Annotated in this window: 19 protein-coding genes, 1 tRNA gene and 2 pseudogenes; 7 read left to right on the forward strand and 15 right to left on the reverse strand. The window is 63.2% G+C overall.

Going from position 1 to position 22,324, the window contains the following annotated elements; all coding sequences use genetic code 11:
* Positions 1 to 163: 163 nt before the first annotated feature.
* Positions 164 to 343, forward strand: a pseudogene (locus AB4Z38_RS04200) (GNAT family N-acetyltransferase); the annotation flags it as partial.
* 149 nt (positions 344 to 492) lie between these two features.
* Here AB4Z38_RS04200 and AB4Z38_RS04205 read toward each other — a convergent pair.
* Positions 493 to 1,767 carry a PhoH family protein gene (locus AB4Z38_RS04205; RefSeq protein ID WP_269993222.1) on the reverse strand — a complete coding sequence of 425 codons (1,275 nt, stop codon included), beginning with the start codon at positions 1,765 to 1,767 and terminating at the stop codon, positions 493 to 495.
* Positions 1,768 to 2,139: 372 nt separating this feature from the next.
* Positions 2,140 to 2,901: an isoprenyl transferase gene (locus tag AB4Z38_RS04210; protein ID WP_234751350.1), complete on the reverse strand. Its 762-nt coding sequence runs from the start codon at positions 2,899 to 2,901 to the stop codon at positions 2,140 to 2,142.
* Positions 2,902 to 3,145: 244 nt separating this feature from the next.
* Between AB4Z38_RS04210 and trhA the strand changes: the two genes are divergently transcribed.
* Positions 3,146 to 3,787, forward strand: a complete 642-nt coding sequence (gene trhA / locus AB4Z38_RS04215; protein ID WP_284981059.1) for a PAQR family membrane homeostasis protein TrhA — start codon at positions 3,146 to 3,148, stop codon at positions 3,785 to 3,787.
* Here trhA and AB4Z38_RS04220 read toward each other — a convergent pair.
* From AB4Z38_RS04220 to mca, 3 genes are all read right to left on the reverse strand, one after another.
* On the reverse strand, positions 3,784 to 6,063 hold the full coding sequence (locus tag AB4Z38_RS04220; protein WP_441428545.1) for a thioredoxin domain-containing protein: 2,280 nt from the start codon (positions 6,061 to 6,063) through the stop codon (positions 3,784 to 3,786). The two genes, trhA and AB4Z38_RS04220, sit on opposite strands and share 4 nt — an antisense overlap.
* The gene (locus AB4Z38_RS04225) at positions 6,041 to 6,361 is read right to left on the reverse strand and encodes a hypothetical protein (RefSeq protein WP_441428546.1); all 321 of its coding nucleotides are present in this window, start codon (positions 6,359 to 6,361) and stop codon (positions 6,041 to 6,043) included. The genes AB4Z38_RS04220 and AB4Z38_RS04225 overlap by 23 nt, the downstream gene beginning before the upstream one ends.
* 69 nt (positions 6,362 to 6,430) lie before the next feature.
* On the reverse strand, positions 6,431 to 7,336 hold the full coding sequence (gene mca / locus AB4Z38_RS04230) for a mycothiol conjugate amidase Mca (protein WP_441428547.1): 906 nt from the start codon (positions 7,334 to 7,336) through the stop codon (positions 6,431 to 6,433).
* Positions 7,337 to 7,465: 129 nt separating this feature from the next.
* On the opposite strand from mca, the gene AB4Z38_RS04235 reads away from it, so the two are divergent.
* The gene (locus AB4Z38_RS04235) at positions 7,466 to 7,924 is read left to right on the forward strand and encodes a DUF4307 domain-containing protein (protein ID WP_441428548.1); all 459 of its coding nucleotides are present in this window, start codon (positions 7,466 to 7,468) and stop codon (positions 7,922 to 7,924) included.
* 153 nt (positions 7,925 to 8,077) lie between these two features.
* A complete protein-coding gene (greA, locus tag AB4Z38_RS04240; protein WP_441428549.1) occupies positions 8,078 to 8,572 on the forward strand; it encodes a transcription elongation factor GreA in 495 nt (164 codons plus the stop codon).
* 107 nt (positions 8,573 to 8,679) lie between these two features.
* Here the strand turns inward: greA and ilvA are convergent.
* From ilvA to AB4Z38_RS04255, 3 genes and pseudogenes are all read right to left on the reverse strand, one after another.
* A pseudogene (gene ilvA, locus AB4Z38_RS04245) lies at positions 8,680 to 9,843 on the reverse strand (threonine ammonia-lyase); the annotation flags it as partial.
* 3 nt (positions 9,844 to 9,846) lie between these two features.
* Entirely contained in the window at positions 9,847 to 11,172 is a 1,326-nt protein-coding gene (locus AB4Z38_RS04250) for an AI-2E family transporter (protein WP_441428550.1), read from the reverse strand.
* A 41-nt stretch (positions 11,173 to 11,213) separates the two neighbouring features.
* Positions 11,214 to 12,164, reverse strand: a complete 951-nt coding sequence (locus tag AB4Z38_RS04255) for an aldose 1-epimerase family protein (RefSeq protein ID WP_441428551.1) — start codon at positions 12,162 to 12,164, stop codon at positions 11,214 to 11,216.
* Between the two features lie 104 nt (positions 12,165 to 12,268).
* Between AB4Z38_RS04255 and galT the strand changes: the two genes are divergently transcribed.
* From galT to AB4Z38_RS04270, 3 genes are read left to right on the forward strand one after another with little or no spacing between them, the layout of a single operon-like run.
* Positions 12,269 to 13,402 (forward strand): galactose-1-phosphate uridylyltransferase, encoded by a 1,134-nt coding sequence (galT, locus tag AB4Z38_RS04260; RefSeq protein WP_441428552.1) that lies wholly within the window; start codon positions 12,269 to 12,271, stop codon positions 13,400 to 13,402.
* On the forward strand, positions 13,399 to 14,568 hold the full coding sequence (gene galK, locus AB4Z38_RS04265) for a galactokinase (protein ID WP_441428553.1): 1,170 nt from the start codon (positions 13,399 to 13,401) through the stop codon (positions 14,566 to 14,568). The genes galT and galK overlap by 4 nt, the downstream gene beginning before the upstream one ends.
* Positions 14,569 to 14,620: 52 nt before the next feature.
* Complete coding sequence (locus AB4Z38_RS04270) at positions 14,621 to 15,859, forward strand: acetyl-CoA C-acetyltransferase (RefSeq protein ID WP_441428554.1); 1,239 nt, start codon at positions 14,621 to 14,623, stop codon at positions 15,857 to 15,859.
* A gap of 21 nt (positions 15,860 to 15,880) precedes the next feature.
* Here the strand turns inward: AB4Z38_RS04270 and AB4Z38_RS04275 are convergent, their stop codons facing one another.
* The 7 genes from AB4Z38_RS04275 to AB4Z38_RS04305 all read right to left on the reverse strand — a co-directional run bounded on the left by AB4Z38_RS04275 (position 15,881) and on the right by AB4Z38_RS04305 (position 22,307).
* Positions 15,881 to 16,753 carry a Bax inhibitor-1/YccA family protein gene (locus AB4Z38_RS04275; RefSeq protein ID WP_441428555.1) on the reverse strand — a complete coding sequence of 291 codons (873 nt, stop codon included), beginning with the start codon at positions 16,751 to 16,753 and terminating at the stop codon, positions 15,881 to 15,883.
* A 132-nt stretch (positions 16,754 to 16,885) separates the two neighbouring features.
* A complete protein-coding gene (locus AB4Z38_RS04280; RefSeq protein ID WP_441428556.1) occupies positions 16,886 to 17,599 on the reverse strand; it encodes an ABC transporter ATP-binding protein in 714 nt (237 codons plus the stop codon).
* Positions 17,586 to 18,473, reverse strand: coding sequence for an ABC transporter ATP-binding protein (locus tag AB4Z38_RS04285; RefSeq protein WP_441428557.1), 888 nt, complete (start codon positions 18,471 to 18,473; stop codon positions 17,586 to 17,588). The genes AB4Z38_RS04280 and AB4Z38_RS04285 overlap by 14 nt, the downstream gene beginning before the upstream one ends.
* Positions 18,466 to 19,668 (reverse strand): branched-chain amino acid ABC transporter permease, encoded by a 1,203-nt coding sequence (locus AB4Z38_RS04290; RefSeq protein WP_441412187.1) that lies wholly within the window; start codon positions 19,666 to 19,668, stop codon positions 18,466 to 18,468. Before AB4Z38_RS04290 ends, AB4Z38_RS04285 begins: the two co-directional genes overlap by 8 nt.
* Positions 19,665 to 20,684 (reverse strand): branched-chain amino acid ABC transporter permease, encoded by a 1,020-nt coding sequence (locus tag AB4Z38_RS04295; RefSeq protein ID WP_234751305.1) that lies wholly within the window; start codon positions 20,682 to 20,684, stop codon positions 19,665 to 19,667. Before AB4Z38_RS04295 ends, AB4Z38_RS04290 begins: the two co-directional genes overlap by 4 nt.
* Before the next feature lie 78 nt (positions 20,685 to 20,762).
* On the reverse strand, positions 20,763 to 21,992 hold the full coding sequence (locus AB4Z38_RS04300; RefSeq protein WP_441428558.1) for a branched-chain amino acid ABC transporter substrate-binding protein: 1,230 nt from the start codon (positions 21,990 to 21,992) through the stop codon (positions 20,763 to 20,765).
* Positions 21,993 to 22,233: 241 nt separating this feature from the next.
* A tRNA-Leu gene (locus AB4Z38_RS04305) sits at positions 22,234 to 22,307 on the reverse strand.
* Between the last annotated feature and the right edge of the window lie 17 nt (positions 22,308 to 22,324).

Genomic DNA, 22,324 nt, shown 5'->3' on the forward strand with positions numbered 1-22,324 from the left:
CCTATACGCCCCTTCCGCCCAACGCCCGCTCACATATACGCCCCTTCCGCCCAACGCCGGCTCACCTATACGCCCCTTCCGCCCAACGCCCGCTCACTTGTCCGGTGGACCTGGTCGACAGATGACAAGCTTTCCCGGCCTTTCCGCTAGGCTTCCCCGATAGCAATCCCTGGGCGTTTCCGCCAGCCTCGGCTATGAACCCAACGGCGTCTATCGCGACACCTGGGGCAACAACGTCCAGGACGTCCAGAGAGTCCGACTCACCCCCGAAGCGTTCATCCGACCCGATTGGAAACTAAAGGTAGACGGCCATGAGGCTACGGCAAAGTTCCTGGGTATGTGAGCGAGCGCCGGGGAAAAACCCGACATACGTGAGCGAGCGTCGACAGGAAACCCGACATATGTGAGCGAGCGTCGTTAGGAAAGGCACAAGGATCGACGGAGGGCCGTGGCCCGGCGAACCCGGCCACGGCCCTCCGCGCAAATGGAGCCTTAGATTTCCGCCCCTTCAAGCAGTTCCGTCACGAGGGCCGCGATCGGCGAGCGTTCGGAGCGGGTCAGGGTGATGTGGCCGAACAGCGGGTGCCCCTTGAGGGTCTCGACGACGGCGGCAACGCCGTCGTGCCGGCCGACGCGGAGGTTGTCGCGCTGGGCGACGTCGTGGGTCAGGACGATCTTGGAGTTCTGGCCGATACGGCTCATGACCGTGAGGAGCACGTTCTTTTCGAGCGACTGCGCCTCGTCCACGATCACGAAGGCGTCATGGAGGGAACGTCCGCGGATGTGGGTCAGCGGCATGACTTCGAGCATCCCCCGGTCCATGACTTCTTCGACGACTTCCTGGCTGACGAGTGCACCGAGGGTGTCGAAGACCGCCTGCGCCCAGGGGTTCATCTTCTCTGCCTCGGAACCGGGCAGATAGCCAAGTTCCTGTCCACCCACCGCGTACAGGGGGCGGAAGACGATCACCTTGCGGTGCTCCCGGCGCTCCAGGACTGCCTCGAGTCCCGCACACAAGGCGAGGGCCGACTTTCCAGTGCCCGCCCGTCCGCCGATCGAGACGATTCCAACGCTGGGATCCATGAGCAGGTCGATCGCAAGCCGTTGTTCGGCTGAGCGGCCGTGCAGTCCGAAGACATCACGGTCGCCCTTGACCAGCCGCACTTGCTTGTCCGCGCCCACGCGGCCCAGGGCGGAGCCCCGGTTCGAGAGCAGCACCAGGCCAGTGTTCACGGGCAACTCGGCCGCTGCCGGGATGAACACCGGTTCGTGCCCGTACAGGGTGGTGATTTCGTCCTCGCTGGCTTCGATCTCTGCCATCCCGGTCCAGCCGGAGTCTTTGACGAGTTCGTTGCGGTATTCGTCCGCGAACAGCCCCATCGCGGAGGCTTTGACGCGCATGGGGAGGTCTTTGGAGACGACCGTGACGTTGTGGCCTTCGTTGGCGAGGTTCTTGGCGACTGCCAGGATGCGGCTGTCGTTGTCTGCGCCGCGGAATCCCGCCGGCAGCACTTCGGTGGACACATGGTTCATCTCGACACGCAGCGTGCCGCCGTCGGATCCGATCGGGATGGGTTGATTCAACCCGCCATGCTCAATGCGCAAGTCATCCAGGAGCCTGAGGGCCTTGCGTGCGAAGTAGCCCAACTCGGGGTCGTGGCGTTTGCCTTCCAATTCGGTGATGACCACGATCGGGACAATGACTTCGTGCTCCGCGAAGCGCAACAGGGCGTGCGGATCGGAAAGCAATACGGAAGTGTCAATCACATAGCTTCGGCCTGTCGGGGTCCCGGACTTTGCAGTCCGCCCACCGTTGGCCCGCTTGGTGCGAGAGGTAGCTGAACTTTCCCCGTCGGAAACGACTACGGGCAGTTGCTCAGAAATAGCCACATCGACTCCAGCCCCGGGCGAACCCGGCTTATTCGTGAGGCGGCTCGGCCGGAAGGCCGGGCGCGGCCCCCCACGTAACTGGTGCGATGATTCGCTCCATCTACTGGCCTCCCCGATCAGCAGGCGGTTTACCTACTGATGGGATTAACGTATTCCCGTGCGATTACATTTCCGGTTAGCCCAAGCGGCGATTCGTGTAGACAACATGTGAACTTCCCGTAAACGGGAGCGCACGCCGAAGGCTCCGTGTCAGGAACCGAAGCGGCGCTGGCGGCCGGCATAGTCCCGCAGGGCCCGCAGGAAGTCGACCTTGCGGAACGCGGGCCAGAGTGCCTCGCAAAAGTAGAACTCGCTGTAAGCGCTTTGCCACATGAGGAAACCGGACAAGCGCTGTTCACCTGATGTGCGGATCACCAGATCGGGGTCCGGTTGGCCGCGTGTGTAGAGAAAACGCGAGATGTCGTCCACGGAAAGCTCATCGGCCAGCTCGGTGATGTTGCGGCCGTGCGCGACGGCGTCGTGCAGCAGTTCCCGCACGGCGTCAACGATCTCGCGCCGCCCGCCGTAGCCGACGGCGACGTTCACATGGAGCCGCTCGCGGATCGGAGTGCGGGCCGTGAGCTTGTTGAGCCGCTCGGCGAGATAGTCCGGAAGCAGCTCGGGCGCACCCATGGCGTGGACCGAGATATCGGCGTCGTCATCCAGGCGATCGAGGGTGTTGGCGATGATTCCCATGAGCAGTTCGAGTTCTTCGCCGGAGCGGTTCATGTTGTCCGTCGAGAGCATGTACAACGTGACGACTTTGACTCCAAGTTCCTGGCACCAGCCGAGGAATTCGTGGATCTTGTCCGCGCCTGCTTGATGGCCCTCGCTGGTTGGAGCGTTGAATTGCCGCGCCCAGCGGCGGTTGCCATCAACCATGACGCCGATATGCCGGGGTATCTTCTCCTGCTCGAGCGAACGAAGCAGTTTGCGCTCGTAGAAGCCGTAGAGGAAGCCGGGCCACTCCATCCGGACACTCACCTGACTTCCTTTGAACAGCACGTGAAAAGCGAAACAAACGACGACGGCGGCTGGCCTGGTTGGCAGCCGGCCCTTCAGCCAAACAACAATCGGCACCTCCGGACTGCTGCCGTAGGCGCACCACCAAGGCTACCTTCCCAAGCTAGGCAGTCGGCACACCTGGGCGAGCGAAAACTAGTCGAAAGCGCGTTACTCCGCAGTAACTTATCCCTACCCGGGTTACGCTTTAACGATGTCGGAGCTGCTCACAACCAAACCAAGGTGGCGCGGCTGGATACATGCTGTGGCCACGCCTTTCGCCATCGCGGCAGGGATCGTCCTGGTGACGCTCGCGCCGACGACAGATCGCAAAATCGCCTCCGCCATCTACGCTTTGACGGGTGTGCTGCTCTTCGGCGTGTCCGCGGTCTACCACCGCGGCAATTGGGAGCCGAAGACCAGGATGGTCCTCAAGCGCCTGGACCACACCAACATCATGTTGGTGATCGCGGGCAGCTACACACCCCTCGCGTGGTCGCTGCTGGAGCGCCCCAAGGCCGTGCTCCTGCTGTGGGTGATCTGGTCCGGAGCGCTGCTGGGAGTGCTATTCCGGGTTCTTTGGACCGGCGCTCCACGTTGGCTTTACGTGCCCATCTACGTCGCACTGGGCTGCGGGGCGTTGTTCTACCTGCCGGAGTTCTTCGCGGCGAACGTCCCGGCCGCAATCCTGATCTGTGTGGGCGGGGCCCTCTACATCGCTGGCGCGGTTTTCTACGGGATCAAGAAGCCCAACTTCAGTCCGTTGAACTTCGGCTTCCATGAACTCTTCCACGCCCTCACGGTGCTGGCCTTCGCCGCACATTTCGCCGCAATCATGATTGCCGTGCTGAGCTAGCCAGCGGCCTCCGTCATCGCGTCAAGGCGCTCCACGAGTTCCTCGACGGAGCGAAGCGGCAGGTCACACACCGTCCCCCGGCACAAATACACCTGTGGTGAGCCGTCCGCGGCAGCAGTCCGGGACTCAAGCAGCGGCACCTCCGGTTCCGTGGCGCGGGACCCGGGCGGCGCGCCGTCGTCGGCCGCTTTTTCGCCAGCCACACCGAGCTGCACCGCCACCACCATGCCCGGGCTCGGCGAGGCCATCAGGGCCCGATGGAGTTCCCGCTGCTTCCGGCCAGGAGGGCCGGATACGGCGGCCTCTATGGGGCCAGCGACGGCCGCCTGTGCAGTCGCAAGCAACCATCCCGCCACCCTAGGCGCCCGCCCGGCTATCAGCGGCAGGAGCGACAGGATGCTGCTTGCCATGGCCCTGTGCTCGTGCGAACCGGAATAAGCCGCATAGCTCAGCAACGCTCCGGCAAAGGCCGCCGCCCCGCTCGGCGCCGCATTGTCGAAGGGGTCCAGGCCCGCGTGCTGGCCCTGCGCGTTGAAAACCTGGGCCGATTCCCCCACAGAATCCGACAGCCTGCCGTCCACGACGAAGCGCGCGCAGGCTCCGCTGATCAGCGCCTCCGCGAACCCGTACCAGCGCCGCTGGCCAGTCACGGCGTAGAGGGCCAGGAGTCCTTCCGCGCAAAACGCGTAGTCTTCCAACAGACCGCTGATCCCTCTTGCAACGCCATCGTGCGAGACTCTGATCAGCACGCCCGTGCCGGTTTTTGAGGTGCCGAGATTTGAGGTGCCCAGTTGAGACGCACCGGGCTTGGATGTTTCGGGGCCGCTCGCCGGACGCCAATGCACGCGCATCAGGTACTCGGCTACGCTTTCCGCGGCAGTCACGAGTTCCGGCCTGTCCAGGACAGCACCGGCTTCGGCAAGGGCCGCGATGGCAAGGCCGTTCCAGCCCGCCACTACTTTGTCGTCCCGCGCCGGCTGGGGGCGGGCCGAGCGTGCGGCGCGCAAGGCGGGCATGACACGGTTCCACAACCGCGATTCCGCGCCGGACAGCCGGCGCCCGGGATGGAGCGGAGATCCCAGCTCCGAGACCGTTCCCGACGGCCCCACGTTCATCAGCCGGGCCACGGCCGCGCCGTCCCCGGGGCCAAGCACGGCCTCGAGGCTCGCGGGAGTCCACAGATAGGACGCCCCCTCGTGATGCACTCCGTCCACCACGGTATCGGCGTCAAGGGAGGAAGCGAGTCCGCCCGGGATTGCGGGATCGCCCACGCCGAGCGAATCCAGCATCCAGTCCGCCACCCGCGACGCCACACTCGCGGCCTCGCCCGCCGGTAGGACCCAGTCGCCCTGGAGCCGGACCCAGTGGACGTAGGCGCGGAGGAGCTGGGCATTGTCGTAAAGCATCTTCTCGAAATGCGGTACGGACCAATCCGCCGTCACGGAATACCGGGCGAAGCCACCGTCGAGCTGGTCGCACAGCGCGGAACGGGCCATCGCGGCGAGAGTGCGGCCCGCCATGTCGCGGGCGGCGTCCGAGGTATCCGAGGGCACGGCAGCGTGCCGAATCAGGAACTCAAGAACGGCCGACGGCGGGAACTTGGGAGCGCCGCCGAAGCCGCCGCCGTCGGGGTCTTCCGAGCGGGCGAGAAGACGCACGGCCTCCGACAGCAGGCTTGTGTCCAGGGTTTCGGACGGCCTGTCGAGGAACACCGCCGAGGCGAGCTGGGCATTAGCCATGCCGGCGGCGAGCCCCCGCGCGTTCTGCTCGACGGCGTCCCGGCGTTCCAGCCATGCCTCGCGGACCGCCTCAAGCACCTGGCGGAAGGACGGCCTTCCGGGCTGTGGCGTTGGCGGGAAATAGGTGCCTGCGTGGAAGGCCAATCCATCGGGCGTCAGGAAGACGGACATCGGCCAGCCACCCTCGCCGCTGATCGCCTGCGTGGCTGCCATGTAGATCGAGTCGACGTCGGGGCGTTCTTCGCGGTCCACCTTGATGGCCACGAAGTGGGCGTTCAGGTAATCGGCGGTGTCCTGGTCCTCGAAGGACTCGTGGGCCATGACGTGGCACCAGTGGCAGGCAGCGTAGCCGATAGAGAGAAAAACGGGAACATCGCGGGCCGCCGCGAACGCGAAGGCCTCATCGCCGAACGGCCGCCAGTGCACCGGATTGTTCGCATGCTGGCGGAGATAGGCGGACGGTTCCGAGCCGAGGGCGTTGGACGCCCCCGGCCATTCCCGGGTGGTGCCCGGGTCAGCGGGCTCCGGAGCCGGCATCGCCGTCGGACTCTTCAACGCCCGGCTTGCCCGGGACGACGCCGCCGGCCACCTCGCCGTCAGTCTCAGCGCCGTCTGTCTCGCCCACGAGGGCCTCTTCAACCTGGGCGCGGTAGCGGACCCGCCGGATCCGGCGGACCATGTCAACGATCAGTAAGGTCGTGAGCACCACGATGAAGGCAGTCAGGACGAAACCCCAGGTCCCCGGGGTCACCTGGTCTTCCGACAAGCCGGGGCGCAGCGACGGGGTCGGGGTAGGCGACGGGGTCGTGGCCAGGGCGATGAGAAAGTGGTGCACGGTTCAAACCTTCTATGGGAGTTTCAGCCGGATGGCGACTTCTACGCTTGATAGAAATCGCCGGCGATCCTATCTTAGCCCTGCGAACAGGTCCTTTTCCGGCAGTTCAGCCGGGATGCGGGAGTGGACCAAGGTGTAGTCCTCCCACGGCCAGGCCCTGCGCTGCATCTCCGGCGACACCGCGAAGAAGAAGCCGAGCGGATCAATCTGCGTCCGATGCGCCCTGAGCGCGTCGTCACGGGCCTCAAAGTAGTCACCGCAATCCACTTGCGTGGTGGTTTGGTGCATCGGCCTCGGCGGAGTGTGGCCTTCCGCGTCGGCTTCAAGCCAGGAGGCCAGGCGTTCGGCATAAGGCGATTGCAGGCCGGCCTCTTCGAGTGCGAAATGCAAGGCACGGAACCGGTCGGGGCTGAAGGCGCGGTCGTAGTACAGCTTGCTGGGCTCCCAGCTTTCGCCTGTCCCCGGGTAGCGGTCCGGGTCACCGGCAGCGTGGAAAGCTTCAACGGCAACCTTGTGGGCCATGATGTGGTCCGGATGCGGGTAGCCGCCGTTTTCGTCGTAGCTCACTATGACGTGCGGCTTGAAGTCGCGGACCAGGCGGACCAGCGGTGCCGCCGCCCGCTCAAGGGGCTGAAGCGCAAAGCAACCGCTGGGCAGGGGTGGCAACGGATCGCCGTCGGGCAGTCCGGAATCCACGAAACCCAACCACCGCTGCTTGATGCCCAGGACCGAGGCAGCTTGCTTCATTTCCAAGCGGCGCGCGCCTGCCATGTCCCGCTTCGGGTGCGGAGCAGACTCCATGGCGGGGTTCTGGATGTCCCCTCGGGAACCGTCGGTGCACGTAGCCACCATGACTTCCACGCCGGAAGCCGCATACATCGCCATGGTTGCCGCACCCTTGCTTGACTCGTCGTCCGGATGTGCGTGGACGGCGAGCAGCCGGAGCTGCGTGTCGGGGCTGGTGGATGTGCTCATCCGGTACGGTTCCTCTTTCCGGGTAATGCTGTTCTGGGTTTGCTGATGGCTGTGTACTGATCCGGCATTCCTAACGCGTGCGACTCCGCTGTGTGCGAGGAGGCGCCGGAAGCCCACTAAACTGGGTGGGTGACTTCGGAAGACCCATCGGGCACGGCGCTGCCGGCAACTACCAGCCTAGCCAATCGCTACGGCAGCCAAAAGCGCGCCTTCGGAGGGAAAACCAAACGGATCATCGTCATTGCCGTCCTCCTCGTGGCGATCGGGCTCTTGTTTTGGGTCACCACGTCGTCCTCGCAGTCGTCTGTGTCCTTCAAGGACATCGGCTACAGCACCACCGACGCCACCCAGCTGTCGGTCGATTTCCAGGTCACCAAGAACCCCGATGCCACCGCAAAATGCGCGGTCAAGGCGATGGACTCCAAATTCGCGGTGGTCGGCTGGAAAGTCGTCGAGATCGGCCCGAACGCCCCCAAGGCAGGCGCCGACGGCGGCCAGACAACCGCCCAAAGGACCACCCTTCGCACCGAGTCCGAGGCCGTGTCCGCCGTCGTGGACAACTGCTGGATTGTTGACAGCAGCAAATAGCAAAGGTGTGACCCGCGACTCAGTGAGCTTGGGTTTGTCCACAGGATTGACTACACTGGATCAATACCTTAACCCCGCTGAGTTGGTTGCTGAGTTCCACGAGTGGCCTGCACCGGCGGGGTCTTTGCTTGTCAGATCCATAAGGAGAAGTCCGTGTCGACCACCAACAGCGCGCCTGCAGCTTGGCTTACCCAGGACGCATTTGACCGCCTGAAGGCAGAGCTGGACCGCCTTTCCGGCCCTGGCCGTGCGGAGATCGTACAGAAGATCGAAGCCGCCCGTCAGGAAGGCGACCTCAAGGAAAACGGCGGTTACCACGCCGCGAAGGAAGAGCAGGGCAAGATCGAGGCCCGCATCCGCCAGCTGACCGCGCTGCTGCGCGACGCCCAGGTGGGCGAGGCTCCGGCCGATGACGGAATCGTCGAGCAGGGCATGGTCGTCGTCGCCCGCATCGCCGGTGACGAAGAGACTTTCCTGCTCGGATCCCGCGAAATCGCCGGCGATTCCGATCTCAACGTCTTCAGCGAGAAGTCCCCGCTGGGCGTGGCGATCATGGGCCACAAGGAAGGCGACAAGATCAGCTACGTCGCCCCCAACGGCAAGGAAATTCCGGTGGAGATTGTTTCCGCCAAGCCGTTCGCCGGCTGATAGTTCCGCGAAACAACGACGGCGGCCCTCCCTTCGCGGGGAGGGCCGCCGTTGTTGTTTCCCCCAAGTAGCTCGCAGTTGTTGTCGTTAAGAGGCCTCTTAACGACGGTTTCCAGGTTGACGGTGATGGAGACGTCGCCCATGCTGATCGCGCCGCCCACGCGGGTGTGGTCCAGTCCGGTCACATTGGCATCGTTTTCGGCGATGATGCGGGCGATGGTGGCCAAGGAACCGGGCCGGTCATCCAGCATCATGCGCACGGTCATGTAGCGTCCCGCCGCCGAGAGGCCGCGCTGGATCACCTTGAGCATCAGCATGGGATCGATGTTGCCGCCTGACAGGATGACGGCCGTGGTTCCGGGGTTTTCGATCTTGCCGTCCATGAGGGCCGCGACGCCGACGGCACCGGCCGGCTCGACCACCATCTTGGCGCGCTCCAGCAGGAAGATGAGCGCCCGGGCCAAGGAGTCTTCGCTCACGGTCACGACGTCGTCCACGAGTTCGCGGATGATGCTGAACGGCAGCTGGCCGGGGCGACCGACGGCGATGCCGTCCGCCATGGTGGAAACCTTCTTGAGGGGCACCAAGGCATCAGCGGCGAGCGACGGCGGGTAGGCGGCCGCGTTCTCGGCCTGCACGCCGATGATCCGGATCTCGCGTCCCAGTTCCCTGGCCCTTGCTTTGACGGCCACTGCGACGCCGGCGAGCAGGCCGCCGCCGCCAACTCCCATGAGGATGGTGTCGACGTTGGGGACCTGATCCAGGATTTCGAGACCGACGGTGCCCTGGCCCGCCACGACGTCGACGTTGTCGAAGGGGTGGACGAAGACGGCGCCTGTTTCGTTCGCGTAGCGCTGCGCTTCAGCCAGGGCCTCATCGACGTTGTGTCCGTGCAGGACAACTTCGGCGCCGTGGCTGCGGGTCGCAGCAAGCTTCGGAAGCGCAACGCCAAGCGGCATGTAGATCCGTGCCTTGATTCCCAGGCTTTTCGCCGCCACAGCAACGCCTTGCGCGTGGTTGCCTGCCGAAGCCGCGACCACACCGCGCTTCTTTTCCTCAGGAGACAGGCGCGCCATCCGCACGTAGGCACCACGGACCTTGAAGGAACCTGCCCGCTGGAGGTTCTCGCATTTGAAGAAGACCTCTCCGCCTACCATGGCTCCCAGGGCCCGCGAGGACTCGATGGGGGTCTTGGTAATAATGCCCTCGAGCAGCTCCCGCGCCTTAAGGACATCGTCCAGGGTGACGGGCAGGGTATCGAGGGTATTCACGGGTTATTCTCCTTTGTTGGTGTGCTCTGCGGCATCCTTGGGGAATGTCCGTTCCGCAGCCGCGTGCTGACCTGCGGCACCTTCGCCGCTGTTGGACCGTGCGCCCGCGTTGGCGCCGGGACGGTGGATTTCCTTGATACTGGGGTCCTCAACGGAATCCCGTAGTGCAATCCCTGCGCCGGCGTACGCCGTCATCAGTCCTTCATCATGTTCCCACGTCCGGGCGGCAATATAGCGAACCGCCGTATTTGCTACGGCGAGGAGCGGGACGGCAAAGAGCGCTCCCGGGATTCCGGCGAGATAGGAACCGGCTGCGACGGACAAGATCACGGCGACAGGGTGCAGCGATACGGCTTTGCCCATGATGAGCGGCTGGAGGATATGGCTTTCGAGCTGCTGCACGAACAACACGATGGCCAGCATGACAAGCGCGTTGACGGGACCATTGGCCACCAAAGCCAGGAGCACGGCGATGGCTCCCGTCACGAGGGCACCGACCACCGGGATAAATGAACCGATGAACACCAGGACACCCAGCGGCAGGGCAAGGGGAACCTGGATAATCGCTGCGCCGACGCCGATCCCCACAGCGTCCACGAACGCCACGAACATCTGGATGCGCACGTAGCTGACCATGGACGACCAACCGCGTCGGCCGGCGCCGTCGGCCGCCGCGCGTGCCGTCCTGGGCAGGAGCCCGACGATGAACCGCCAGATCCTGGATCCTTCCAGAAGGAAGAAGATCAGGATGAAAAGGGCCAGGACCATCCCCGCGGCGAAATGTCCGGCGGTACTACCGAACGACAGGGCACCACTGAGGATGCTGCTGCTGTTGTTCTGCAGGGCCGAGGCGGCGCTCTGGATGTAGGTGTCGATCTGGTCCGCCGTGAGATGCAGCGGCCCGTCAGCGAGCCACACCTGGATTTGCTGGACGCCGGTGAGCGCTTCCTGCCACAACTCGCCGAATCCCACAGCGAGCTGCCGGCCCACCAACGCCAGGGCTCCCGCAATAACACCGAGGAATCCCACCACCGTGATGGCAACAGCCGCTCCATGCGGCATCCTGAACTTCCGGAGCCACCCCGTGACCGGATAGAGCAAGCCGGCAAGAAGGGAGGCGACCATGAGCGGGATGATCAGGAAGCTGACCTTCCCCAACAGCCAAATAAGCGCTCCAACCACCACCAATATGAGGCCCACCCGCCAGGCCCAGGCGGCAGCGATCCGCACTCCGTACGGGATGTCCTGCGCAATGTGATGCTCGGACACCGGCCTTGGCACGGTCGAAACGGGGTCACTTGATGGCGTGGCGTCCTGCACTGGCGTCATTCCCCCATAATTCCGCAGGGAGTGCCGGATAGGAAACCCAACTACAGCGCGCCCACGATTCCCCACCTCATGGTGAAGGTCTCCCCTGGTTCAAGCCACCGGAGGCCCTCCCCCGAGTTGAAGGCGTTCGCCGGACCGGTCATGGGCTCGATCGCAACGGCTTTCGAGCGGCCCGGAAAAGTATCCGTGACGAAAACATGGACGTAGGCGCAGTTTTCGTCCTGCTCCAAGGAGACGCTGCGGCCATCCGGCGCCGACAGCGTTTGGCGTGCGATGCCGCCGTCGAACTCCAGATCCGTGAACGCCACATCGATATCCAGGCCGCCCACACTCCGGCCGCCGCCGAGATCAAAATCGCCGTCGACAGGCACCGAGCTCCGCGGGATCAGCCGCTCGTCGGCCACGAGCCGTGTGCCGGCGTGGACAGTCAGGGCCATCTCTTCCGGCGGAACGTCCCCCAAGCGCAAGTACGGGTGTGCCCCGAGCACGAAGGGCGCGGGGGCCGCCGAATCGTTGATGAAACTCTGGGAGACCCGCATCGCGAGTCCGGCGTCGATCTCGTAACGTACCTGGTGCCGGGCCAGGAAGGGGTAGCCATGCTGCGGGAAGATCACGGCTTCGAGGGTCACGGAGAATTGGTCTTCCGCCACGAGGGCGTAGGACGAGTTGCGCAGGAGCCCGTGGCTCGCGTTGTTGCGGGACACCTCCGTGATGTCCAGTTGCTGCTTCTTGCCGTCGAGGTACCAGATCCCGTCCTCGATGCGGTTGGCCCAGGGGGCCAGGGTAATTCCGGTGGCGCCGGGAGGTAGTTGCCCGTCGCCGTAGCTCTCGGTGAGCTGGACGCCGCCGCGGCTGAACAACCGCAAGCCTGCAGCGAGCTCGGTGACGACGGCGAGTGCGTCACCGCGGCGGATCTCGAATTGGCGTCCGCTGGCAAAGCGGCGGGATATGGTCTCTTCGCCCGGCGCGGAAAACGGTGTGGTGGGAGGCATGGCACCACCGTACTGCATCCTGCGTGTTGCTTGGCTCGAACCCCTCAATGTTCAATTTTGTTAGTTATTTTGCCTTTTTGAGCACTCTGTGGCACCATAAATCCATGACTCGCCTTACCAGCACACGCCTCGCCGATGGCCGGGAGCTGATCTATTTCGACGACGCCGGCTCACCGGAGCGCGACCCCGGCTCGCTGACGGATCACCGTGAGCTGCCGCCGCGAGCCGATCCGGGCGAGTTGCGCTACGACGCGCTCAGCGGTGAATGGGTTGCCGTCGCCGCACACCGACAAAGCCGCACCCATCTGCCGCCCGCGGACCAATGCCCGATCTGCCCCACTACTCCCGCGAACCCTTCGGAAATTCCCGCGCCGGACTACGACGTCGTGGTTTTCGAGAACCGCTTCCCGTCATTGGGCCCGGCGGTCGGGACGATTCCAGGCACCCCTGTTTGGGGAACTACAGGCCCCGCCTACGGCCGCTGCGAAGTTGTCTCGTTCACGCCCAGCCACACCGGATCTTTTGCCGAGCTTGGCGAAACCAGGGCTCGCACGGTCATTGAGGCTTGGGCGCACAGGACCGAGGCGCTCAGCGCGCTCCCTGGAATCCAGCAGGTGTTTCCTTTCGAAAACCGGGGTGCGGACATTGGCGTAACGCTCCACCACCCGCACGGACAGATCTATGCCTACCCCTACGTCACGCCGCGGGCGGCAAGCCTTGGCGCCGCTGCCCGCCGGCATTTCGACAACTCCAAGGGCCGGGAATCGCTGACGTCCTCGATCCTCCAGGCCGAACGGCAGGACGGGAGCCGCATGGTGCTCGAAGGCGAGCACTTCAGTGCCTACGTGCCGTTCGCCGCCCGCTGGCCGCTGGAGGTGCACCTCGTCCCGCATCGTCAGGTTCCGGACCTCGCAGCCTTGAGCGGCGAAGAACGCGACGAACTGGCCCACGTCTACCTTGAGTTGCTCAAGCGCATGGACTCCCTGTATCCAACTCCCACGCCGTACATTTCCGCGTGGCACCAGGCACCCCTCGATGCTGCCTTGAGGTCGTCCGGCCACCTGCACCTGCAACTCACCTCCCCGCGCCGTGCCGCCGACAAGCTCAAGTACCTTGCCGGTTCCGAAGCGGCCATGGGAGCCTTCATCAACGACACCACGCCCGAATCCGTGGCAGAACGGCTGCGCGCCGTCGCCAGCGATTCGCAGCGCGCTATTCCCGAAGGGGCACCAGCATGACCTCCACTCCCGACGCCCCGGTCTTGAGCGAGCTGTCCGGGCTTTTCGAGTCCACTTTCGGTTCAGCCCCCGACGGCGTATGGCAGGCACCGGGACGCGTGAACCTGATCGGCGAGCACACCGATTACAACGAGGGTTTCGTGTTGCCTTTCGCAATCGACAAGACCGCGAAGGTTGCAGTCCGGATCCGCCGTGACTCACGCGTCCGGCTGCTGTCCACTTTCGGCGGCCAGGGCCTGGTCGAAGCCGACGTCGACATGTTGGTTCCGGAAGCGGCCAAGGGCTGGACGAAGTATCCGCTCGGTGTGGCCTGGGCCTTGCAACAGCGCGGCATCCTTGTCCCGGGCTTCGATCTCCTCATGGATTCGGATGTCCCCCTTGGCGCGGGACTGTCCTCCTCGCACGCCATCGAATGCGCAGTCATCTCGGCCCTCAATGAGCTGACTGGTGCGGGACTTGGCGCCGAAGACATGGTCCTGGCAACGCAGAAGGCCGAAAACGACTTCGTGGGCGCCCCCACCGGAATCATGGACCAGTCGGCGTCACTTCGCGGGTCAAAGGGCCATGCGGTCTTCCTGGACTGCCGCGACCAAAGCGTACAACTGGTCCCCTTTGACGCCGAGGAAGCCGGGCTCGTGCTGCTGGTCATCGACACCAAGGTTTCCCATTCGCATGCGGACGGCGGCTATGCCTCGCGTCGGGCTTCCTGCGAATTGGGCGCCCAGGTACTGGGGGTCCCGGCCCTTCGAGACGTTGGCATCGGCGATCTGGAGGAAGCCAGCGGCCTCCTGGACGGCACGACTTTCCGACGTGTGCGGCACATCGTCACGGAGAACGACCGCGTGTTGCAGACCGTGGAACGACTCACCACGGACGGACCCGCCCATATCGGCAGGCTCCTGGATGCGAGCCATGCGTCCATGCGGGACGACTTCGAGATCTCGTGCCCGGAACTGGATCTCGCAGTGGAAACTTCCCGTGCCCATGGCGCCATCGGTGCCCGGATGACGGGAGGCGGTTTCGGCGGCTCGGCTATCGCCCTCACCCCGGTGGGCCACGAGCAAGAGGTACGCGACGCCGTCGTACGCGCCTTCGCGGCGGCCGGTTTCACGACGCCGGACATCTTCACCGTGACCCCGGCCGCCGGGGCCAAACGCCTCGCCTGACTGCAGTGCATTCGCCGCCTTCGGCGAGCAGGCCCCGGCGTAAGCTGGGGGCATGACTGAGGCCGTCATCGTTTCCACCGCCAGAAGCCCCATTGGACGGGCCTTCAAAGGGTCCCTCAAGGACGAACGTCCCGATGACCTCGCGGCGGCGATGGTGACTGCTGCGCTGGCAAAGATTCCGGCATTCGATCCGGGAGCACTCGACGGCCGTGGCCTCGATGACCTCTACCTTGGCTGCGCCGAGCCCAGTGGCGAAGCGGGTTCGAACATGGCCCGGGTGGTGACCGTCCTGGCAGGCCTGGACACTGTCCCCGCGGCCACGATCAACCGCTTCTGCGCCTCGAGCCTGCAGACCCTGCGGATGGCCTTCCACGCGATCAGCTCCGGGGAAGGCCATGCCTTCGTCTCGGCGGGGGTCGAGTCGGTGTCCCGTTACCAGAACTGGGTCGGCGCAGGGGAAACGGACACCAGCCTGCATAACCCCCTGTTTGAAGCGGCGCGTGCCCGCACGGCGGCCCGGGCCGCGTCCAACACCCCGTGGACGGATCCCCGCATGGGCGGACGGATGCCGGATGTCTACATCGCGATGGGACAGACTGCCGAAAACGTCGCCACGAGCCACGGAATCAGCCGGGCGGAACAGGATCTGTGGGCGGTCCAGAGCCAGAACCGGGCTGAGGCGGCGATTGCCTCCGGTTTCTACGCCCGGGAGATCACGCCGTACACCCTCAAAGACGGCACAGTGGTGGAGCGCGACGATTCACCCCGCGCCGGCGTCACCCTTGAAGCTGTCGGCGCCTTGGAGCCGGTCTTCCGCAAGGAAGGGACCGTGACCGCGGGGAATGCATGCCCGCTCAACGATGGCGCCGCCGCCGTGGTGGTCATGAGCGATTTCAGGGCCCGGGAGCTGGGCCTCGAACCGCTGGCACGCATCGTCTCGACAGGCGTCAGCGCACTTTCCCCGGAGCTCATGGGCATGGGACCCGTGGAATCGTCCCGCCGGGCCCTGGCGTTCGCGGGGCTAAGCATGGCAGACATTGACCTCGTGGAGCTCAACGAAGCCTTCGCCGTCCAGGTGGTGGCGAGCGCCCGCGAACTAGGCATCGATCCCGGGAAGCTCAACGTCCATGGGGGCGCCATCGCCCTTGGCCACCCCTTTGGCATGACAGGTGCCCGAATGACCACCACCTTGCTCAATGGCCTCCGCGAACGGGATGGCACCTTGGGACTGGCGACCCTGTGCGTCGGTGGCGGACAGGGCATGGCGGTGGTCTTCGAGCGGCTGTCGTAGCCGCTCGAAGACCACCCAGCGTTAGTCGTCGCCGCGCAGGATCGCCAGCAGGCGGATGATCTCCACGTAGAGCCACACGAGCGTGACGGTCAGGCCGAAAGCGGCCGTCCAGGAGTATCTCTCCGGAGCGCCCTGCCGGACACCCTGCTCGATGCTCGTGAAGTCCATGACCAGGGAGAACGCGGCCAGGCCGATAGCCAGGATGCCGATGAAGACGCCCAACGGGATGCCGAAGATGTGCACGCTGCTGCTCAGGCCGAACGGCGACTGGACGGCGCCGGTCCACACCAGGACCATGTTGATGACAGCGAAGACGAGGTAGCCGAGCGTGGCGATCATGAAGAAGCGAATTGCCTTGGGGGTGGCGCGCACCTTGCCGCTCTTGAAGAGAGCCAACGTCACTCCGAACACAGCAAGGGTACCGATGACTGCCTGCAGGCCGACTCCCGGGAACATGCCATCCAGGAGGCGGGTCAGGCCTCCGAGGAACAAGCCCTCAAGGCCGGCGTAAGTCAGGATCAGCGCCGGGGACGGCTGCTTCTTGAAGGAGTTGACCATGGCCAGGGCGAAGCCGCCCAGCGCGCCGACAATCATGAGGAGACTTGCCGTGCCCGGAGCCACGAACAACGTGACGGCTGCGCCAAGCAACAGCACTGCAAGGCAGGCCGCGGTCTTGACGATGACGTCGTCGAAAGTCATACGGCCGGTCTCAACCGGACCGGCTGCGGGCTGGTTGTACATCTGCTGCAGCTGATCGCTGGTCATCTGCGGCTGTGCCGCCCAGGCGGGCTGGCCGTACTGGTTCTGGCCGTGGGAGTAGCTGGGAACAGGCGGAGCCTGTGTGGCTCCACGGAAATTCTTTCCGTTGAAGATCGGGTTGCCGCCGAGTGCCATGGTGGGTGTCCTTCTTGCTGTGGGTGCGAAGTGATAGTTCACGCTACCAATTCCCACGCTTGGTCCGCACCGAAAGTTCCACCGCCGCTGATGCCGGCACCCTGTTTGTTGTGAGGGTGCCGGCACATTCGGCTATCCGACGCCGAGGTACGCTTCCTTGACCGCCGGGTTGGCGAGCAGTTCCTTGCCGGTTCCCCTGTGCGTAATTGACCCGGTTTCCAGGACAAAAGCACGGTGGGCACGGGCGAGGGCCTGGTTGGCGTTTTGCTCCACCAGAAGCACCGTGGTGCCTTGATTGTTGATCTCGGTGACGATCTTGAAGATCTGGCGGATGAACTGCGGAGCGAGCCCCATGGAAGGTTCATCCAGCAGCAAGAGCTTCGGATTGGACATCAGCGCCCGGCCAATCGCGAGCATTTGTTGTTCGCCACCGCTCATGGTGCCGCCTAACTGCTTGATGCGCTCCTTCAACCGTGGAAACAGGTCGAAGACGCGCTCCAAATCGTCTGCCACCTTGGTCCGGTCCTTGCGGCCGTAGGAACCCATGTCAAGGTTCTCCTCCACCGTCATGCCAGGGAAGATTCCGCGTCCCTCAGGGGCTTGCGAAATTCCTTGGACGACGCGGATGTGCGCTTTCATCCTGGTGATGTCCTGGCCGGCGAAGGTGATGGAGCCGGCCGAGGGAGCCAGCAATCCGGAGATGGTCCTCATCGTGGTGGTTTTGCCGGCACCATTGGCACCGATGAGCGAGACGATTTCGCCCTCATCCACGCTGAATGACATGTCCGAAATGGCTTGGATCCGGCCGTAGTGGACGGAAACGTTCTTCAGCTCAAGCAAGGTCATCTTCAGGCTCCCCGAGATAGGCGGAAATAACTTTCGGGTCGTCGCGGATAATCTTGGGCAAGTCATCCGCGATCTTTTTCCCGAACTCCAGGACCACGATCCGGTCAGTCACCCCCATGACCAACTTCATGTCGTGCTCAATGAGCAGGACCGTGTAGCCGTCGTCACGGATGGTCCGGATCAGGGCCATGAGTTCTTCTTTTTCCGCGGGATTGAACCCGGCCGCAGGCTCATCCAGGCACAGGACCTTCGGGTCTGTGGCGAGTGCCCGCGCGATTTCCAGGCGACGCTGGTACCCATAAGGAAGGTGCCGCGACAAGAAATGGGCATGATCAGCGATGCCCACGAACTCAAGCAATGCCATGCCGCGTTCAATCGCGGTTTTCTCTTCCCGGACATGGGTGGGCAGACGCAGGAGTGCCCCGCCGACACTCGTGCGGTGGCGTGCATCGAGGCCGACAACCACGTTTTCCAACGCTGTCATCTCACCAAAAAGACGGATGTTCTGGAAGGTCCTCGCCAAGCCCCGCCTGGTGATCCGGTGCTGCGGCAGTCCGTTGAGCAATTGGCCTTCCAGCAAGACCTTTCCGGACGTCGGCTTGTACACGCCTGTCATGGCGTTGAAACACGTGGTTTTACCGGCACCGTTAGGACCGATCAAGCCGAGGATTTCGCCTCGGTTGATATCGAAAGTGACATTGTCCAAGGCCGTCAGGCCACCGAACTTAATCGTCAGGTTTTGGACCTGGACCAAGGCTTCGCCCACCTTGGTGACAATGTCCCTCTCAGGGGCCACCTTCACGGCGACCTCAAGGTCCACACCTTGTTCCTTGAGTGCTTCCACATCAATGTCCGGTTCAATTGCTTCACTCATTGTCAGCCCCCTTTCCCGGTTCCAAAACGACTTTGCCCGAAGCAGGGATGTCGCCTACGGCGCCCTTGAGCTTGTTGTAAGCCAAGCGTCCGTAGGCGAGGAGGCTCTGGCGTGCCGGCAGGAGGCCGCCGGGGCGGAAAATCATGATGACCACCAGCGCTGCACCAAAGATCAAATACTTGAACTCCGCAATCGCAGTAAAGCGGAGCGGAATATATGCCACCAACGCACCGCCAAGAATCGCACCAACCTTGTTCCCCGTGCCCCCCATGACAACAGCAGCAACGAACAGGATCGAGGTGGCGATGTCGAATTTCTGGTTGTTCACAAAACCCACCTGGCCGGCGAACAAAGCACCCGAGAGTCCGCCCACGGAAGCACCAATCGCGAAGGCCCACACCTTGTACTTGAACGTCGGGACGCCCATGATTTCCGCGGCGTCTTCATCTTCACGGATGGCAATCCACGCGCGTCCCACGCGGCTGCGCTCCAGGTTTCCGGCGGCCAACAGCACCAGAATGATGATGGTCAGCGTCAACCAATACCACGGAGTTCCGCTCGAGTTCAGGAAGATCGGTTGGCCGCTTGAATCCGTTCCCGGGGGATGGCCGACATTCTGGAAACCAACCTGGCCCTTCATCGCCGGGATGATAGTGGCCAGAATGCGCACGATCTCGCCGAAGCCGAGCGTGACGATAGCCAGATAGTCGCCGCGGAGGCGAAGAGTAGGCACACCCAGGACCACGCCGAAGAACATGGCGACCGCCATCGCCAGCGGAAGCGTCCACAAGTAGGGAATGTGCACATAGGGAGAATCCGGGCTGGTAAACATTGCTGCCGTGTAGGAACCCAGGGCAAAGAATGCCACGTAGCCCAAGTCAAGGAGGCCCGCATAGCCCACCACTACGTTCAAGCCCACAGCCACCAGGGCATAGACGGACATTTGCGCGAGTGCAATTTGCCAATTGTTGCCCGGTTCCGTCGTGATCAGCGGCGGATTGAGTATGGGAAGCAAGTACGCAATGACCACGACGACGATCAGGATCAGCCATTGGGTTTGGCGCGGGAGCGCATTCCATTTGTCGCTTAGTCCGGGGAACCAGCCTTTGCGCTGCCGCATCTTGGCTTCGCGGTCGGCAATCTCCTGTGCTGAAGCATCATCGGGAATAAGCGTGGGGCCGTCTGTTGTGCTCATGCCTTACTCTTTCCTAGCGAGCTACCCAAGACACCTTCGGGTCGCACAATCAATACCAACACCAGGACCACGAACGCGACAACGTCCGTCCATTGGGAGCTGCCCAGCAGCACCTGGCCGTAGTTGCCAATCAAACCGATCAGCAGGCCGCCCAGCAAAGCACCGCGCACATTGCCGATGCCTCCGAGGACAGCGGCCGCGAAAGCCTTGACGCCGAGGATGAATCCGCCGTTGTATTGCACGCCGGACGGGATTTTCATGACGTAGAACAAGGCAGCTGCTCCGGCCAGGATCCCGCCGATGATAAAGGTGGTCACGATGATCTTTTCCTTGTTGACACCCATCAAGGTTGCGGTGTCAGGGTCCTGCGCCACGGCACGGATGCCTCGGCCGGTACGGGACCGCCTAATGAACTGATCAGTGGCGATCATGAGGATAATCGCAGCGACGACAATAACCACCTGCTGCGAATCGACGATGGTCCCGAAGACGTCGAAAATTGCGAGCGGCCGGAACATCGTCAGCGCAGCCTCCGGGCTCGGTCCGCGCCACCAGTAGATGGTGTACTGAATGGCGAAGGAAACACCGATGGCGGTAATCAAGAATGCCAGGCGGGGCGCCTTGCGCTGTCGCAAGGGTTTATACGCCACCCGTTCCACGATCACTGCCATCAACGCAGAGGCGATAATGGCGACGACGAGGGCGAGGACAAGGTTTCCCACGATGGCCCAAAAACCCAGCCTCGGAGCAGAGGGGCCGAAATTCAGGGCGCTGAGGGTAAAGAACACTCCGTAACAGCCCGTGATGAACACTTCGGAGTGGGCAAAGTTGATGAGGTTGAGAACGCCGTAGACGAGGGTGTAACCGAGGGCAACCAACGCGTAAATTGCCCCGAAGGTCAACCCGTCAAAGGTTGAACTCCAGAAGTTTTGGGTGAACGAGTTTACGTCGAAGGTGATCCACGTGTCGTCCACGGGAACCGAGTGGAGCAGGTTGGGAATTACTTCACTAATCATGGCACTTCCTGATGTAATCAAAAGAAATGCTGGGGGTCGGCATGGATGCTAACCCCCAGCATTCATCTGGGCTCGGTGCTATTTTCCGATGACGCCGATGGGAACGATCTTGCCGTTCTCAACTTTGTAGCCGTAAACATCAGGCGTTGCCAGTTCGCCGGTTGCATCCCACTTGTAGTGCTTCGACAGGCCGTCTGCATCGTAGGACTTGACCCACGAAAGAAGGTCCGCGCGGGACTGCTTGCCCTTGTCGATACCTGAGAGCAGGACCGTGGCTGCGTCGTAACCTTCAATGGAGTAGGTTCCGGGCTCAGCGTTGGCCAGCTTCTTGTACTCGGACTCGAAGCTCGGGATCAGCTCGCCGGGGATGCAAGGGCAGGTGAAGTACGAGTTCGACGACGCGTCGCCCGCCTGCTTGATGAACTGGTCATCCTTGACGCCATCCGGACCCACGAAGGAGCCGGTGAATCCCTTTCCAACCAGCTGCTGGTCGAAGGGAGCACCTTCTGCGTAGTAGCCGGCGTAGTAGACGGTGTCTGCCTTGGCGTTCATGATCTTGGAAATCACGGCCGAGAAGTCCTTCTGGCCGGTGACGACCTTGTCGGACCCCACCATCGCGGAGCCAAGGGCCGCGGACGTTGTGGTTCCCAAACCGATGCCATAGTCAGAGTCGTCCTGGACGAGGTAGACCTTCTTTGCCTGCAGCTTGTCCGTGAGGAACTTCGCCGCCGCCGGACCCTGGACGGCGTCATTGCCGAGGGCGCGGAAGAAAGTGGTCCAGCCGTTCTTCGTCAGGCTCGGGTTGGTTGCGGAGGGCGTGATGTGCACCAAGCCCTTCTGCTCGAAGATGTTGCCGGTGGCCTTTGATTCTCCCGAGAAGGGCAAGCCCACCACTCCGATGATGTCCGCCTCGGACACGATCTGCGTCACCGGGCCAGTGGCCTTGTTCGGATCGCCTTCAGTATCGAATTTCTTGAACTGGACCTGGCAACCGGGGTTCGCGGTGTTGTGCTGGTTGATGGCCAGCTGGATGCCGTTGAAGATGTTGATACCCAGCTGGGCGTTGGGTCCTGTCTCGGCACCGGCATAGGCAAGGGTGGTGGTTGACGGGCAATTCGCTTTGCCATCGCCTGCAGGCAAAACAGCTCCGCCAGGAACGTCGACTTTGGAAATTGCAGGGATATTGATCCTGCCGCCGCCACCTGAGGTTTCAGTGCCGCTAGGAGCGGTCTGATTCGCACAGCCCGCCACTAGCATGCCAAGGGTGGCTGCCGCTGCAATCGCCGAAATGACTTTCTTCCTGTACATAAATAGCCTCCGCGGTGCGTCTGATTCGTGGTCATTCGCCCGAAGTCACTTTCACTTCGAACATGTTCCATGAGAGTACTACCAAATATGTGTCCTAGAACACATATATGCAGGTCAGGATCTAATAACGGTGGATCGCCACCCTGCACGGACAGACCTTCGCATGAACGCGGGGTTAAATTCCTGTCACGGCACAGGCTGGCGCAACAAGGGAGGCGGCACGGTTCGCATCCCGCGTGCGTGCCCCAGGTGGGACTCGAACCCACAACACGCGGATTTTAAGTCCGCTGCCTCTGCCAATTGGGCTACTGGGGCGCCCGGACAATGGTAAC

Origin of the sequence: Arthrobacter sp. 2RAF6, assembly GCF_052115205.1 — a bacterium.
In the GTDB taxonomy this organism is placed as follows: domain Bacteria; phylum Actinomycetota; class Actinomycetes; order Actinomycetales; family Micrococcaceae; genus Arthrobacter.

Excerpts from the sequence above, each read along its gene's own strand:
- AB4Z38_RS04210 (WP_234751350.1), bottom strand. The coding sequence starts at position 2,901 with ATGGAGTGGCCCGGCTTCCTCTACGGCTTCTACGAGCGCAAACTGCTT.
- trhA (WP_284981059.1), top strand. The coding sequence starts at position 3,146 with ATGTCGGAGCTGCTCACAACCAAACCAAGGTGGCGCGGCTGGATACAT.
- AB4Z38_RS04220 (WP_441428545.1), bottom strand. The coding sequence starts at position 6,063 with ATGCCGGCTCCGGAGCCCGCTGACCCGGGCACCACCCGGGAATGGCCG.
- mca (WP_441428547.1), bottom strand. The coding sequence starts at position 7,336 with ATGAGCACATCCACCAGCCCCGACACGCAGCTCCGGCTGCTCGCCGTC.
- AB4Z38_RS04250 (WP_441428550.1), bottom strand. The coding sequence starts at position 11,172 with ATGACGCCAGTGCAGGACGCCACGCCATCAAGTGACCCCGTTTCGACC.
- AB4Z38_RS04255 (WP_441428551.1), bottom strand. The coding sequence starts at position 12,164 with ATGCCTCCCACCACACCGTTTTCCGCGCCGGGCGAAGAGACCATATCC.
- galT (WP_441428552.1), top strand. The coding sequence starts at position 12,269 with ATGACTCGCCTTACCAGCACACGCCTCGCCGATGGCCGGGAGCTGATC.
- galK (WP_441428553.1), top strand. The coding sequence starts at position 13,399 with ATGACCTCCACTCCCGACGCCCCGGTCTTGAGCGAGCTGTCCGGGCTT.
- AB4Z38_RS04270 (WP_441428554.1), top strand. The coding sequence starts at position 14,621 with ATGACTGAGGCCGTCATCGTTTCCACCGCCAGAAGCCCCATTGGACGG.
- AB4Z38_RS04275 (WP_441428555.1), bottom strand. The coding sequence starts at position 16,753 with ATGGCACTCGGCGGCAACCCGATCTTCAACGGAAAGAATTTCCGTGGA.
- AB4Z38_RS04280 (WP_441428556.1), bottom strand. The coding sequence starts at position 17,599 with ATGACCTTGCTTGAGCTGAAGAACGTTTCCGTCCACTACGGCCGGATC.
- AB4Z38_RS04285 (WP_441428557.1), bottom strand. The coding sequence starts at position 18,473 with ATGAGTGAAGCAATTGAACCGGACATTGATGTGGAAGCACTCAAGGAA.
- AB4Z38_RS04290 (WP_441412187.1), bottom strand. The coding sequence starts at position 19,668 with ATGAGCACAACAGACGGCCCCACGCTTATTCCCGATGATGCTTCAGCA.
- AB4Z38_RS04295 (WP_234751305.1), bottom strand. The coding sequence starts at position 20,684 with ATGATTAGTGAAGTAATTCCCAACCTGCTCCACTCGGTTCCCGTGGAC.
- AB4Z38_RS04300 (WP_441428558.1), bottom strand. The coding sequence starts at position 21,992 with ATGTACAGGAAGAAAGTCATTTCGGCGATTGCAGCGGCAGCCACCCTT.